The 13,607-nt window shown below is 65.8% G+C and carries 17 protein-coding genes; 13 read left to right on the top strand and 4 right to left on the bottom strand.

Annotation, left to right across the window (positions count from 1 at the left end):
* The 3 genes from Q8Q80_RS03840 to Q8Q80_RS03850 all read left to right on the top strand — a co-directional run.
* The coding region (locus Q8Q80_RS03840) for an RHS repeat-associated core domain-containing protein (RefSeq protein WP_305631662.1) at positions 1–1,302 on the top strand (1,302 nt) is incomplete at its 5' end.
* A gap of 6 nt (positions 1,303–1,308) precedes the next feature.
* Positions 1,309–1,671, top strand: a complete 363-nt coding sequence (locus tag Q8Q80_RS03845; RefSeq protein ID WP_305631663.1) for a hypothetical protein — start codon at positions 1,309–1,311, stop codon at positions 1,669–1,671.
* 7 nt (positions 1,672–1,678) lie between these two features.
* A complete protein-coding gene (locus Q8Q80_RS03850; RefSeq protein WP_305631664.1) occupies positions 1,679–2,089 on the top strand; it encodes an RHS repeat protein in 411 nt (136 codons plus the stop codon).
* 193 nt (positions 2,090–2,282) lie between these two features.
* Here the strand turns inward: Q8Q80_RS03850 and Q8Q80_RS03855 are convergent, their stop codons facing one another.
* Positions 2,283–3,152, bottom strand: a complete 870-nt coding sequence (locus Q8Q80_RS03855) for an integrase core domain-containing protein (RefSeq protein WP_305631665.1) — start codon at positions 3,150–3,152, stop codon at positions 2,283–2,285.
* On the opposite strand from Q8Q80_RS03855, the gene Q8Q80_RS03860 reads away from it, so the two are divergent.
* Together Q8Q80_RS03860 and Q8Q80_RS03865 are read left to right on the top strand one after the other, a co-directional pair.
* The gene (locus tag Q8Q80_RS03860) at positions 3,151–3,336 is read left to right on the top strand and encodes a hypothetical protein (protein ID WP_305631666.1); all 186 of its coding nucleotides are present in this window, start codon (positions 3,151–3,153) and stop codon (positions 3,334–3,336) included. The genes Q8Q80_RS03855 and Q8Q80_RS03860 overlap by 2 nt on opposite strands.
* 56 nt (positions 3,337–3,392) lie before the next feature.
* Positions 3,393–3,770 (top strand): hypothetical protein, encoded by a 378-nt coding sequence (locus Q8Q80_RS03865; protein ID WP_305631667.1) that lies wholly within the window; start codon positions 3,393–3,395, stop codon positions 3,768–3,770.
* 97 nt (positions 3,771–3,867) lie between these two features.
* Here Q8Q80_RS03865 and Q8Q80_RS03870 read toward each other — a convergent pair whose 3' ends face one another.
* From Q8Q80_RS03870 to ilvA, 3 genes are all read right to left on the bottom strand, one after another.
* Positions 3,868–4,395: an SRPBCC family protein gene (locus Q8Q80_RS03870; protein WP_305631668.1), complete on the bottom strand. Its 528-nt coding sequence runs from the start codon at positions 4,393–4,395 to the stop codon at positions 3,868–3,870.
* A 68-nt stretch (positions 4,396–4,463) separates the two neighbouring features.
* Positions 4,464–5,432: a beta-propeller fold lactonase family protein gene (locus tag Q8Q80_RS03875; protein WP_305631669.1), complete on the bottom strand. Its 969-nt coding sequence runs from the start codon at positions 5,430–5,432 to the stop codon at positions 4,464–4,466.
* The gene (ilvA, locus tag Q8Q80_RS03880) at positions 5,429–6,940 is read right to left on the bottom strand and encodes a threonine ammonia-lyase, biosynthetic (protein ID WP_305631670.1); all 1,512 of its coding nucleotides are present in this window, start codon (positions 6,938–6,940) and stop codon (positions 5,429–5,431) included. Before ilvA ends, Q8Q80_RS03875 begins: the two co-directional genes overlap by 4 nt.
* Positions 6,941–7,056: 116 nt before the next feature.
* On the opposite strand from ilvA, the gene Q8Q80_RS03885 reads away from it, so the two are divergent.
* The 8 genes from Q8Q80_RS03885 to ribBA are packed head-to-tail and all read left to right on the top strand — an operon-like array spanning position 7,057 to position 13,592.
* Positions 7,057–7,464, top strand: a complete 408-nt coding sequence (locus Q8Q80_RS03885) for a YqaA family protein (protein WP_305631783.1) — start codon at positions 7,057–7,059, stop codon at positions 7,462–7,464.
* On the top strand, positions 7,461–8,552 hold the full coding sequence (locus Q8Q80_RS03890; RefSeq protein WP_305631671.1) for a VanZ family protein: 1,092 nt from the start codon (positions 7,461–7,463) through the stop codon (positions 8,550–8,552). Before Q8Q80_RS03885 ends, Q8Q80_RS03890 begins: the two co-directional genes overlap by 4 nt.
* A 54-nt stretch (positions 8,553–8,606) precedes the next feature.
* A complete protein-coding gene (locus Q8Q80_RS03895; RefSeq protein ID WP_257078960.1) occupies positions 8,607–8,915 on the top strand; it encodes a ferredoxin in 309 nt (102 codons plus the stop codon).
* The gene (locus Q8Q80_RS03900) at positions 8,915–9,580 is read left to right on the top strand and encodes an alpha/beta hydrolase (RefSeq protein WP_305631672.1); all 666 of its coding nucleotides are present in this window, start codon (positions 8,915–8,917) and stop codon (positions 9,578–9,580) included. The genes Q8Q80_RS03895 and Q8Q80_RS03900 overlap by 1 nt, the downstream gene beginning before the upstream one ends.
* The gene (gene cutA / locus Q8Q80_RS03905) at positions 9,577–9,918 is read left to right on the top strand and encodes a divalent-cation tolerance protein CutA (protein WP_305631673.1); all 342 of its coding nucleotides are present in this window, start codon (positions 9,577–9,579) and stop codon (positions 9,916–9,918) included. The genes Q8Q80_RS03900 and cutA overlap by 4 nt, the downstream gene beginning before the upstream one ends.
* Positions 9,919–9,974: 56 nt before the next feature.
* Positions 9,975–11,855: a protein-disulfide reductase DsbD gene (gene dsbD / locus Q8Q80_RS03910; protein ID WP_305631674.1), complete on the top strand. Its 1,881-nt coding sequence runs from the start codon at positions 9,975–9,977 to the stop codon at positions 11,853–11,855.
* A gap of 43 nt (positions 11,856–11,898) precedes the next feature.
* Entirely contained in the window at positions 11,899–12,507 is a 609-nt protein-coding gene (locus tag Q8Q80_RS03915; protein WP_305631675.1) for a riboflavin synthase, read from the top strand.
* Positions 12,504–13,592 carry a bifunctional 3,4-dihydroxy-2-butanone-4-phosphate synthase/GTP cyclohydrolase II gene (gene ribBA, locus Q8Q80_RS03920; RefSeq protein WP_305631676.1) on the top strand — a complete coding sequence of 363 codons (1,089 nt, stop codon included), beginning with the start codon at positions 12,504–12,506 and terminating at the stop codon, positions 13,590–13,592. Before Q8Q80_RS03915 ends, ribBA begins: the two co-directional genes overlap by 4 nt.
* Positions 13,593–13,607: the final 15 nt, after the last annotated feature.

Consider the following 13,607-nt stretch of genomic DNA (forward strand, 5'->3'; position numbering starts at 1 on the left):
GGCAGCGCCACAGGCGCCATCGACAGCAGCTTCGCGTTCGACCACGAAGGCCGCATGACCGGGCAGACCGGGAGCAACGCCAGAACGCTGACCTGGGACGCGAAGAGCCGACTGAAGAGCCTGAACGGCGAGACCTACGCCTACGACCCGATGAACCATCGCATCAGAAGGTCAGGCGGTTCACTGGGCACACTGGACTACTACCTGGAAGGCGAACATCTGGAGTCGGTGGAGCAGTTGGGCACCCTGACCGAAAAATACTTCCGGGGCAGCACGGTCGATGAGCTGGTGGCGGGCTACACGACACAAACTGGGAAGCTGACGCCGTTCTTCTTTCAGCACGATCAGGTGATGAGTGTCGCGGCGGAGACGAAGCCGAACGGGGGAACGCAGGCTGCCCTAAGCTATTTCGCCTTCGGGGAAAATCAGGCGGCAACCGGGACGACTATATCGAGGCTGAAATACACAGGGCGGGAGGAGGAGCCGTCAGGACTCTACTTCTACCGAGCAAGGTATTACGATCCGAAGAGCGCAATCTTCGTGTCGGAAGATCCGTTGAGATTCGGAGCCGGGCCTAACTTCTATGCGTACGTGGGGAATAATCCGGTCAATGCGAACGATCCGAGTGGGTTGATGCCCGATAGTCTCGCTGGCTGGTTCGAGGCGGGTAAATCTGCTGTCGGAGTTGTCGCCAATACGGCCACTACCGTCGCCGGTGGAGCGCTAATCGGCGGAGGGTCAGCGGTTGCGGCGGTTCCCACCGGCGTCAACCAAGTAATCGGGTACGGAGGGATCGCGCTTGGTAGCACGCTCGTTGGCAAAGGCGTAGGCGGCGTTGCCCTCAACGCGACAAATTTCATGGATGCTTGGAACAACAAGCCGGCGTCCATGCCGACGTCCTTACCCAGATTGATCGCGGAAGGTTACGCACCGGGCAACCAAGCCGCTATTGCGGCGGCAGACGCCATTGATCTGGTAACTGATCTGGCGGCTCTCAAAGTTCCGGTCGGAGGTTACTACAACAGTGTCGGCACCTTTGTGCGGCAAAATTCGATGGAGATTTCCAACTGGGGTGCTGCAAGCAAGAGCATTGAAAATTTGCAGTTCTTGACGGTGGCTGCACCCGGAACATCATTGGGTACTGCCGCCAACGTCTTGGGCACCTTTGCGAGCGGCGTATCCAACGGGCTTGACTGGGTCGCTGGCACGGCCTGCACGACATGCAGCGGCGCGGCGGGCGGCTTCCTGCTTTATCCGAACAAGTCCAACACCAACCAGATGCAATCGGTCTACCGGAAGTAATCAGTCATGAGCGGGTGGAAGCGCATCACGAACTATCAGCTGATCGACAACACGACGCTGCAAACTTGCGTGAATCGTATTGGGCATGTTGCGATGACATGGCTTTTGGTTCCGATGATGATGGCGATCCTCACATTCCTCTCTGGAGTATGGCTGGTACATTTCAGTAAAGAAACGGTCTTGGCGTCCATAGCGTGGGGACCCGGATTGGTCTTCCTAGCGGCGGTTATGCATGGCTACTACGTTCCCAAAGGCTACCGTCGGTATTTCTACGTTGTGTGCGCAGCGCCCGCCGTGATCGGTCTGTTGCTCAGTATCGCTTGTCTGGGCGTAGTGCTGGTTCAAGGGTTTCCGGTTGCCGGAAAATAACTGATTTGTGCAGCGTAATCCGGATTACACGCAGGTGGACTACCCATACGATGGAGCGGTGTCCCGTCGCGACCAGGCGGGTAACGCGTGGCAGGTGACCAACCGGCTGAACGAAGTCACGCATGCCACGTTCGACCTGCTCAACCGCCCGACGCGCATCGACTACCTGAAGGACGGCAGTTCGGAAACCTTCGCCTACGACGCGGCGGGCAAGCTGGCCAGTGCCGCCAACGGCACGCTGGCCTACACTTTTGAATACGATGCCCTGAACCGCCTGACAGAAAAGCTCGACAGCCGCGGCCGCAGCCTCGCCTTCAGCTACGACGCGGCGGGCAATCTCCTCACCAAGACGACCTATCAAGGCAGCACGACGCTGTCCCGTCCAACCGTCCAAAAGCCGATTGTGACTTCCCCATGACAGGGAAACCACGGCGGATTCATGGAGCTGGAATCCATCTGCCACGAATCGGCAAGGTCTGCTTCACATCGCTGTTTTGATCTGTCTCCTTTCTGCCCGGTTTTTCCTGCCAACTTCTCCTTCGCCTGCCGGCAGGCGAGGCGGTCCCTGGACAGTCGCTTGTCCATCGGGTCCGCTCCGGTTCCGTTGCGCCTTACAACAGATAGCGCTCCCCCTGCAGCAGCCCGTCCCAGGCGCTGAACCATCGGCGGATTTTCAGGCGACGAGCCAGCGGATCGATGCCGCGCCAGACTTCGCGGGGCGTTCGCCCGTCGAGGTTCTGGTGAGGCCGGACGTGGTTGTACCAGAGGCGGAATGCCTTCAGGTCGTTGTCCAGCTGCGCTGCGTCCTCGACCTGCCGCTGGTCCAGCGGTGCCTTCAGTGTGCCGAAGAGCCGCTCGATGCGTCCGTTCTGCCATGGACAGTGAAGTTCGGTGCGCTGGTGGCGGATGCCCAGCAGGGCCAGCCCGGCGCGGAAGGCGAAGGAGGTGAAGATCGCTTCGTTGTCGGTGCGCAGGAAACGGGGCCGGCCGTGTTTGAGCACGCAGCGCACGAGATGGCCGAGCACGGTGAGCGAGCGCTTGTCGGCGATTCGCGCCAGTTCGAGCGCGAGCCGAGAGCCGTGGTCGATGATGCCGAGGATCATGTGCAGCCGGCCGTGTTGGTCGGTCTTGCCGGTGAGGTCCAGCGCCCAGACGTGGTTGCGCGGTGAGGCGCCGGGCCGCTGCCGGCGCATCCGGCGACGCTCGATGCGTATTTCGCGCGCATGGCGTTTCAGTACGTCCGCCACATATGACTTGCTTACCGTCATGTCCGGCGCGTGCCGGCGATTGAAGAGGTCGGCCAGCGTGCGACAGCCGGCCCTGGACATGCGGGCCTTGAGCAGGACGAGTTCGACTTTTACCCACGGCGGTTTTGCACGATGGCGAACGACCGGGTTATTTCGTCGGCGCAGGGTCCGAGGCGCGGTTGCCGGCCGGACGTGCCGTCCGAACAGGGCGATCAGCAGGAGCAGCAGGCACATGGCAAGTCCTCACGGTTTCCTTGAGAATGCCATTCGGCTGTCGCGTCTGGATGACTTCCTGTCATACGGCAGGGGCATGGTGCGGGTCATGACGGTGGCCACAAGACTTCTGCACATCTCGCTGACGCTGTGCATCTTGAGCGGACAGGTAAACGGCATTGGGGACATAGAAACACTTCTCTGAGTCGGTAACCGCACCACAAAGCTCGAAGGTGGGGGCGCGACCCATTTATCTGCTTGATGCGCCTGACGGGCTATGTGGGCTCGCCGCAGGCGCTGGTGGCGCACTACGTTCAGGACAGTGCGGGGTCGGTGGTGGCGACGTTCGGCGAGCCCGAACCGTCGGTGAATCTGGCGCGCGAGCCGGGCGTGGTCATCACGCAAGGGTCCGGGGGCGGCTACACCGTTGCTGGCGTGGCCAGCAACCCGGCTACCCTGAATAATGGAGAGACACGGGCCAGCGGTTGGCACCGGACGCATCGTCTACGGCAAAAAAACTTCACTGTCTCCCCGCCTGTGCAGGCAACTTGCCTTGCCCAGAACTACTGCCTGCGCGGGCGCAGCGACACCTGCCTCGCTCAATACGTACACCGCGATTGCTCTCGACCGAAGCGCTGATTCAACGCCTGCCCCGCCGCCCATGGTGCGGAAGCAGGCCGATTCATGAGACAGCAAGATTAATCGCAGGCGCCGGCTTTCGTGTCACCCGGGCCGACTACTTTTCCAGTACGGCCTTCAGGTTTTCCAGACCGCTCTTGTAGACACCGGTGATGGCGCTCAGCGCAGCATCGTCGTCCTCGCCCTTCGGCGGGTCGTTGTTCATGTACTTGCGGTAGAAGGCGCCGCGCCATTCCACCACCGTGGTGCCGCCTTCGCCGGCCTTCACCGTCATGTTGGAGCTGTAGTTGGTGACCGGCAGCGCACCGCCATCCTTGGCGCGGTAGGAAAACTTCTTCGCGGCCGGGTCGATGGACTCCAGTGTTTCGATGACTTGACCGCCGCCCTTGAGATTGAGTGTGCGGACCGAACCCACTTCGCTGCGATTGGTGGCGCTGCTGCTTTCGACGGCCGGATGCCAGCCATGCAACTTCGTGAAGTCGCCGACCTTGTCCCACACGGCCTCCGGGCTGGCCTTGATCGTGATCGATTCGAACGCCTTCTGGCGTGTCGGTCCGTGAGCGTGGGCGAAAGTGGCGGCAAGGGATGCGGCCAGCATGATGATGAACGCCGAAACTGCGCGCATGGTGTCTCCTCGGTTGTCAAAAACGGTTGTTGCAAAGGCCGCGACGATAGCCGCAGGCGGCGCAGCGATCAAGGCGCTGGCGCCGACCGGTGAATGAAGCGGCCGAAGCCGCGCGGGTTGCGGCCCAGATCGATGGTGCCGCGCGCCGCACCGGTCTGCGCGTCGAACACGCCGACCAGATCGTCCATCCAGCTGACGACCAGCAGTGTATTGCCGGTCACCGCGACGCCCTCGGGATAAACGACCGAAGGCCAGGTCGCGATGACCTGACGTTGCGCGGTGTCGATGACCGACACGCTGTCGCCCTGTTGATTGGTCACATAGGCGCGCGCGCCGTCGTCCGAAAACGCGATGCCGTACGGCCCCTTGCCGACCGGCAGCGTCGCCACGCTGCGCTGCTGCGCGATGTCCACCACGGACACGTCATTGCTCCACACGTTCAGCGCGTACAGCGTGCGCCCGTCGGCCGACAGTTCCAGTGCGAACGGATGATTGCCGACCGCAATCGTCGACACCTGCTTCATCTGCGCGAGGTCGAGCACGCCGACTGCATTGTCGTCGCGGTTGGCCACCCAGGCGGTGCGGCTGTCCGGCGAGGCGACCAGTCCGGCCGGCGCGTTGCCGACCGCGATTTCACCCAGCGCGGCGTGCGTTCCAGCGTCGAACACCAGCACGCGGTGCGAAAACCAGTCGGCCACCAGCAGGCGGCGGCCATCCGGGGTCACCGTGATGCCGACCGGGCTCTTGCCGGCCGGGATGCTGCCGGTGACCTGGCGCGTCGCCAGATCGATGACGGTGATGCTGGCACTGTCCGGGCTGCTGATGAAGGCCTTGCCCGCCGCTTCGCTGACCCACACGCCGGCCGGTGACTTGCCGGCCGGCAGCGCGGCGATCACGCGCGACGTGTCGAGGTCGACCACGCTGACGTCGTGCGAGCCCTGGTTCGTGATGTAGGCGAGCGGGCCGGCCAGTGCGGCAGCGCTTGTCAGTGCGCCGCACATCAGCGCCAGCAGCCTTGCGAACAGCGAAGGTTTCATCCGAGGAACAGCTTGTAGGCCGGGTTGTCGGTTTCGTCGCGGTAGGCGTAGCCGAGCGCGTCGAGGAAGGTCTGCAACGCGGCCCGATCACTCGCCGGCACCTGCATGCCGACCAGCACGCGGCCGTAGTCGGCACCGTGATTGCGGTAATGGAACAGGCTGATGTTCCAGTCGCGGCTCATCGCTTCGAGGAATTTCATCAGCGCGCCCGGGCGTTCCGGAAATTCGAAGCGGTACACCTGCTCGTGGCCCGCTTCCGGGCTGCGCCCGCCGACCATGTAGCGCACGTGCAGCTTGGCCAGTTCGTCATCGGTCAGGTCCAGCGCCGGATACCCGTTCGCCACCAGGTGGCGCACCAGCTCGGCTGCCTCGTCGCGCCCCGACACCTGTACACCGACGAAGGCGTGCGCCTCTTTCGCGTCCTTGTAGCGATAGTTCAGCTCGGTGATGTTGCGCCGGCCGAACAGCGCCACCAGCTCGCGGTAGGCGCCCGGCCGCTCCGGCAGCGTCACCGCCAGCACCGCTTCGCGCGACTCGCCGATCTCGGCGCGCTCGGCGACGAAACGCAGGCGGTCAAAATTCATGTTGGCGCCGGAGGCGATCGCCACCAGCGTTGCGCCCTTCACATTGTTCTTGGCGGCCCAGGCCTTGGCACCGGCCACCGCGAGCGCGCCGGCCGGTTCGAGGATCGAGCGCGTGTCTTCGAACACGTCCTTGATCGCCGCGCAGATGGCGTCGGTATCGACCAGCACCATTTCATCGACGTATTGCTGCGCCAGCCGGAAGGTTTCTTCGCCGACCAGCTTGACGGCCGCGCCGTCGGCGAACAGCCCGACGCTGTCGAGCTGGATGCGCCGGCCGGCCGCCAGCGACTGCGCCATCGCATCGGCATCCGATGCCTCCACGCCGATGATCCGGGTGTTCGGCCGCAGCCGCTTTATATATGCAGCGACACCCGCCACCAGCCCGCCGCCGCCGACGCAGCAGAACACGGCATCGATCGGCTTCGGGTGCTGACGCAGGATTTCCACCCCTATCGTGCCCTGACCAGCGATCACGTCCGGATCGTCGAAGGGGTGTACGAAGGTCAGGCCCTGTTCCGCTTCGAGCGTGCGCGCATGGGCGTAGGCTTCGTCGTAGGATTCGCCCGCCAGCACCACCTCGCCGCCGCGCGCTGCGACCGCATCGACCTTGATGCGCGGCGTAGTCGTCGGCATGACGATGACCGCCCGGCAGCCCAGCTTTGCCGCCGACAGTGCCACGCCCTGGGCGTGATTGCCGGCCGAGGCGCAGATGACACCGCGCGCGCGCGCCTCCGGCGTCATGTTGGCCAGCTTGTTGTAGGCGCCGCGCAGCTTGAACGAGAACACCGGCTGCATGTCTTCGCGCTTGAACAGCACCGTGTTGCCGATGCGCCGCGACAGGTTCGGGGCGAGGTCGAGCGGCGTTTCGATCGCCACGTCGTACACTTGCGCGTTCAGGATCTTTTCGAGGTAGTCGATGTGCATGATGGGGATACAGCCTTGCGCGCGCCGTCGCGGGAATGGCCGGCGCACAGGGGCGCAAGCCTAGCAGCGCGCGCGCTCTGCCGGCAAATGCCATGCACGCGCACCGAATGGCAATGATGGACTGGATGCCCGGCGCCGAAGCCAGCCTGGGTGGCCTGTTCATCGCCAGCTTTCTCGCGGCGACGATACTGCCGGTCGGCTCCGAGCCGATGTTCATGGCCGTCGTCACGGCGCATCCGGAACAGCGCGAGGCAGCCGTGCTGCTTGCCACATTGGGCAATACGGCCGGCGGCATGGCCAGCTACTGGATGGGGCGGTTGATTCCGGGCCGGGCGCTGCCGGAACGACTCGAATTCGTGCGCCGGCACGGCACGCCGGTGCTGCTGCTGTCGTGGACGCCGTTCGTCGGCGATGCGCTGTGCGTCGCAGCCGGCTGGCTGCGCCTGCCGCCCTGGCGCAGCGCGCTGATGATGGGGCTGGGCAAGGGCGCGCGCTACGTGGCACTGGCCGCGCTGCTGGCATGATCCGCTCCGGCCCGCACACCACCCAGCTGGCGCGCCACCTCGCGGTCGCGTGGGCGCTCCTGATCACCTATGCCAGCCTGCACCCGCTGGGCGAGTTCCGCGATGCCGGCGACCGGCTGCTGGATTTTCTGACGGCGCCCTGGCCGCGCTACTGGACGCGCTTCGACGTCGTCGCCAACGCGCTGGGTTACCTGCCGCTCGGTTTCCTGCTGGTGCCGGCCGCGGCGCCCCGGCTGCGCCGCACGCCCGCACTGATGTTGGCGATCGTGCTGGCGACCGGGCTGTCGATCAGTCTGGAAGTGCTGCAGCACTACCTGCCGAGTCGTGTGCCGTCGAATCTGGACGTGCTGTCCAACATGGTGGGTGCGGCGATCGGCGCGCTGATCGGCTGGCGCTGGGGCGGCGCGCTCAATGACGGCGGTGCGCTTGCCCGCTGGCGTACGCGGCGCATCGTGCGCGGCCACACCGGCGACATTGCGCTGGTGCTGCTGTGTCTGTGGTGGGTGGCACAGATCGATCCGGACACGCCGCTGTTCGGTCTGGGTGACCTGCGCGATCTGCTCGGCCTGCCGCCACCGGTCGATTTCACCGCACACCGCTACCGCGCGGTCGAGATCGGTGCCTGTATCTGCGCCATGGTCGGCGTGGGCGTGATCGGCTGGCACAGCATGCGCGCGCGCAGCCTGTGGCTGCTGGCCAGCGGCTTCGTCGTCGCGCTGGCGATCAAGGCGGGTTCGGGGGCGGTGCTGGTGCCCGCCGGCGGTGCCTGGCTGTGGGCGACGCCTGGAGCGCTGGCCGGTCTGGTGGCGGGCACTCTGGCTTTGGGCATCGTGCTGTGGCTGCCGGCCACGCTGCGTTTCGCGCTGGCCGCGCTGGCGCTGCTGGCGGGTGTCGCGCTGGTGAATCTCGCGCCGTACAACCCTTATCCGTCGGCGGTGTCGGATGCGTGGCGCGCCGGCCACTTTTTCAATTTCAGCGGTCTGACGCGACTGGCGTCGGCGCTGTGGCCATATTTCGCCCTGCCTTACCTGATGGCGCTGCAGGCGCGTGAAGGACGCAGCCGACATGCCGCCCACGATCACCGATAATCACGGTCTGACGACCTTCCGCACACGACTCCTTACACATCCGGAGACCGGCCGATGAGCCACTTCAAGCACCATGTGTTTTTTTGCTGCAACCAGCGGTCCGAAGGTGAGCAGTGCTGCAACAGCCTGGGCGCGGCCGGGTTGCGCGACTACGCCAAGAAGCGCGTCAAGGCGCTCGGCCTGTCGGGCGAAGGCAAGGCGCGCGTCAACATGGCGGGCTGTCTCGACCGCTGCAGCGAAGGCCCGGTCATGGTGATCTACCCGGAAGCGGTCTGGTACACCTACGTCGATCAGGAAGACATCGACGAAATCATCGAAGAACATCTGGTCAATGACCGCGTGGTCGAGCGGTTGAAAGTGTGATGAACGCACGCATACAGTCCGAACGCGGCGTGATCGCCGGCCCGGTCGGCACGATCGAAACGCTGACCGAACTGCCGGACGGCGCGCCGCGCGCCATCGCGCTGGTCGGTCATCCGCACCCACTGTACGGCGGCACGATGGACAACAAGGTGGTGCTGACAGTGGCGCGCGCGCTGCGCGAACTGGGTTGCGTCGCGCTGCGGGCGCAGTTCCGCGGCGTCGGCAGGACCGAAGGCACGCACGACGAAGGTCGCGGTGAAACCGACGACCAGCTGGCGGTGATCGAGCATGCGCGGGCGCGTTTCGGCGATCTGCCGGTCATCGTTGCCGGCTTTTCCTTCGGCGCCTACGTGACGACCCGGGTGGCCGACGCGCTGGCCGCCCGCGGCGCGCCGGTCGCCGGCATGGTGCTGGTCGGGCTGGCTGCCGGATCGGTCGAAGGCATTCGCCACTACGCGCCGGGTCCGGTGCGCGAGGATGCGCTGGTGATCCACGGCGAGCGCGATCAGGTCGTGCCGCTGGCGCATGTGCTGGCCTGGGCCGCGCCGCAGAACCTGCCGGTCAGCGTGCTGGGCGAAGCGGACCACTTCTTCCACGGCCGGCTGCACGTGCTGCGCCTGCTGATCGAACGCTGGTGGCGCGCCACCGCGCCAGGCGGACAATGAGCGACGCACGCATGCTGCTGGTGCTGACCACGCTGCCCGACGAAGCGGCGGCCACGCGCATCGCGCGCGATCTGGTGGAGCGCGGGCTGGCCGCCTGTGTCAGCATCGGTGCGCCGGTCCGGTCCATCTATCGCTGGCAGGGTGCGGTCGAGGACGCGCAGGAAGTGCCGCTGACCATCAAGACGAGCGCACTCGCCTACGATGCGCTGGCAGCCGCATTGCGCGCCGCCCATCCTTATGACCTGCCCGAAATCATTGCCGTGCCGGTCGAGTGCGGGCTGGATGACTACCTGACCTGGGTCGGTGAGTGCACCCGACCCGCTGCCCCGAGCGCCTGACAAATGACTTTCCCACCGATGTTCCGTCCGCCCGTGAAGCGCCACCGATGATCGCGATGCTGCCCCGCTTGTTTCACATGCTGTGCTTCGCGCTGACCTTGTCGGTCGGCGCTTTCGTACGGGCCGAGCCCGCGCTGCTGCCGCTCGAGCAGGCGTTCCGGCTGTCCGCAACAGTGGTGGATGCGACGACGGTCGAAGTGCGCTTCGACATCGCCGACGGCTACTACCTGTATCGCGACAAGTTCGGCTTCGCGGCCGAGCAGGCGGCGCTCGGCCCGGCCGACATCCCGCCCGGCAAGATGAAGAAGGACGAAATCTTCGGCGATGTCGAGGTGCACCGCGGCGTACTGCCGATCCGGCTGCCGCTCGGCTCCACGCCCGACATGCCGATCATGCTGACCGTGCGTTCGCAGGGCTGCGCCGACGCCGGCATCTGCTATCCGCCGTCCGAACAGACACTGGTGCTGGATCCGGCCAACCCGGGGGTGCGGGTGAGTGTGGCCGGATTTGACGAGGCGGCCGGCGCTTCGGTGCTTGACCGCCTGCGCGGGCTCGGCGGGCGCAGCGAGCCGCCGGTTGCGGAACCGGCGGCACCCGCAGCGTCGCAGGCTCAGCCAGCCGCCGCGCCGGCTGGCGACGAGTCGTCGATGGTCGCCGGCCTGATGCGCAGCGGCAATCTGTGGCTGATCGCGGTGAGCTTCCTCGGTTTCGGGCTGCTGCTGAGCTTCACGCCCTGCGTGCTGCCCATGGTGCCCATCCTGTCCGGCATCATCGTCGGCCATGGCGCGCACATTTCGCGCAGCCGCGCTTTCGCGCTGTCGGCAGCTTACGTGCTGGGCATGGCGGTGACCTATGCGCTGGCCGGCGTGGCGGCGGGTCTGTCCGGCACGCTGCTGTCGGCTGCGCTGCAGAACGCCTGGGTGCTGGGCGGCTTTGCGCTGGTGTTCGTCGTGCTGTCGCTGTCGATGTTCGGCTTCTACGAGCTGCAACTGCCGACTGCGCTGCAGTCGCGCCTGTCCGACACGGCGAACCACCAGCGCGGCTCGATCGGCGGCCTGCTGCTCATGGGCGCGGCGTCTGCGCTGATCGTCGGCCCCTGCGTGGCGGCACCGCTGGCCGGTGCACTGCTGTACATCGCGCAGAGCGGCGACGCCGTGCTCGGAGGGCTGGCGCTGTTCGCCATGGCGCTCGGCATGGGCGTGCCGCTGATCGCGGTCGGCGTGGCTTCGCGTTCGCTGCTGCCGCACACCGGACCGTGGATGGAAGGCGTGAAACGCTTCTTCGGCGTGCTGCTGCTGGCCACCGCCATCTGGATCGCCTCGCCGGTATTGCCCGGGCTGGTGACCATGCTGGCCTGGGCGGCGCTGCTGATCGCATCGAGCATCTATCTGCACGCACTCGACCCGCTGCCGGCGCACGCCAGCGGCTGGCACAAGCTGTGGAAGGGCGTTGGTGTGATCGCGTTGCTGGCCGGTGCCAGCCTGCTGATCGGTGCGGCGGCGGGTTCGCGCGACGTGTTGCAGCCGCTGGCGGTGCTGCGCGGTGGTGCTGCAGCGGCGTCCGCGGCACCCGCGTTCCAGCCGGTCGGCAGCGCGGCCGAACTGGATGCCCGTCTGGCTGCGGCCACGGCACCGGTCATGCTCGATTTCTATGCCGACTGGTGTGTCAGCTGCAAGGAAATGGAACGTTTCACCTTCAGCGACCCGCAGGTTGCGGCGCAGATGGCGGGCATGACGCTGCTGAAGGCAGACGTGACCGCCAATTCCGCCGAACACCAGGCGCTGCTGAAGCGATTCGGGCTGTTCGGGCCGCCCGGCATCCTGTTCTTTGACCGGTCGGGACAGGAGATTGCCGGGACGCGGGTGGTCGGTTTCGTGCCGGCCGGGCCCTTCTCGTCGACGCTGGGCCGCGCGATCGCCGCCAGCGGCTCGCGTTGATCGCGTAAAATCCGCTTTCTTTCGCAGCTCACGTCCCTCTCCCATGTTTTCCGGCATCGTGGCCGCCACCGGCCGCATCACCCATATCGCCCCGCTTGAGCAGGGCGTCCGTCTGACCGTGGACACCGACGGTCTCGGACTCGACGACGTCATCGTCGGCGATTCCATCGCCAACAACGGTGTCTGCCTGACCGTGGTTGCCATCGACGGCCGGCTCGCGCTGTTCGACGTGTCGAAGGAAACGCTGGCGTGCACGGTCGGGCTGGACGCGCCGGGCGAAGTCAATCTTGAAAAGGCGCTGCGCCTGTCGGACCGGCTGGGCGGCCACCTGGTCAGCGGTCACGTCGATGGCGTGGGCGTGGTGCGCAGCTTCACCCGGATCGGCGAATCGCACGAACTGGTCATCGTCGCGCCGCGGCCGCTGGCGCGCTACATCGCGCGCAAGGGCTCAATCACGGTGCAGGGCGTCAGCCTGACGGTCAATCGCGTGACCGATGTCGACGAGGGCTGCGAGTTTTCGATCAATCTGATTCCGCACACCGTCGCGGTGACGACCTTGCGCGCGCTCGCCGCCGGCAGCCGCGTCAATCTGGAAATCGACCTGATCGCCCGCTACGCGGAGCGCATGATGGCTGCAGGAGACAACGCATGAGCGCACTGGCACCGGTGCAGGACATCATCGCCGACATCAAGGCCGGCCGCATGGTCATCCTGGTCGATGAGGAAGATCGCGAAAACGAGGGCGATGTGGTGCTGGCGGCCGAATTCGTCACCCCGGAAGCGATCAATTTCATGGTCAAGCACTGCCGCGGCCTGGTCTGCCTGACGCTGACCGAAGAGCGCTGCCGCCAGCTCGGGCTGGAACAGATGGTGCGCCACAACCGCACGCCGCACGGCACCGCTTTCACCGCGTCGATCGAAGCGGCGACCGGCGTGACCACCGGCATTTCGGCGCACGACCGCGCGCGCACCATCCAGGTCGCCGTGGCGCGCAACGCGAAGCCCGACGACATCGTGATGCCGGGCCACATCTTTCCGCTGACTGCACAGAAGGGCGGCGTGCTGATCCGCGCCGGCCACACTGAAGCCGGCTGCGATCTGGCCCAACTCGCGGGGCTTGAGCCGGCGGCGGTGATCTGCGAAATCCTGAAGGACGACGGCACGATGGCGCGTCTGCCCGACCTGATCACCTTCGCACAGGAACACAGCCTGAAGATCGGTGCCATCCGCGACCTGATCGCATGGCGCGCAGCCACCGAAGCGCTGGTGCGCGAAGTGTCGCGGCGCGAGGTCAATGGCGCCTATGGCGGCTTCATGCTGCACGGCTTCGAAGACACGACCACCGGCGAAATCCATCTCGCCATGGTCAAGGGCGACATCGATCCCGACGTCGAAACGCTGGTGCGCGTGCATGAACCGATATCGGTGCTCGATTTTCTCGACGGCGACAGCCCGCGCCACAGTTTCAGCATCGACCGCTCGATGCAGATCATCAACGACGCCGGCCGTGGCGTCATCGTGATGTTGCGCCGGACCGAAACCGATGCCGAGCTGCGCCGACTGCTCGACGATCCGGGCGCTGCGCCCGCCGTGCGCTGGGACGCCCGCACCTTCGGCGTCGGCGCGCAGATACTGCGTGCGCTGAACGTGCGCAAGATGCGGCTGCTGGCCAACCCGCGCAAGATTCCGAGCATGGCCGGCTTCGACCTCGAACTGGCCGGCTACCTGACCGACTGACTCAGCAAGCGAGAA

This window comes from Methyloversatilis sp. (assembly GCF_030698125.1).
Taxonomy (GTDB): domain Bacteria; phylum Pseudomonadota; class Gammaproteobacteria; order Burkholderiales; family Rhodocyclaceae; genus Methyloversatilis.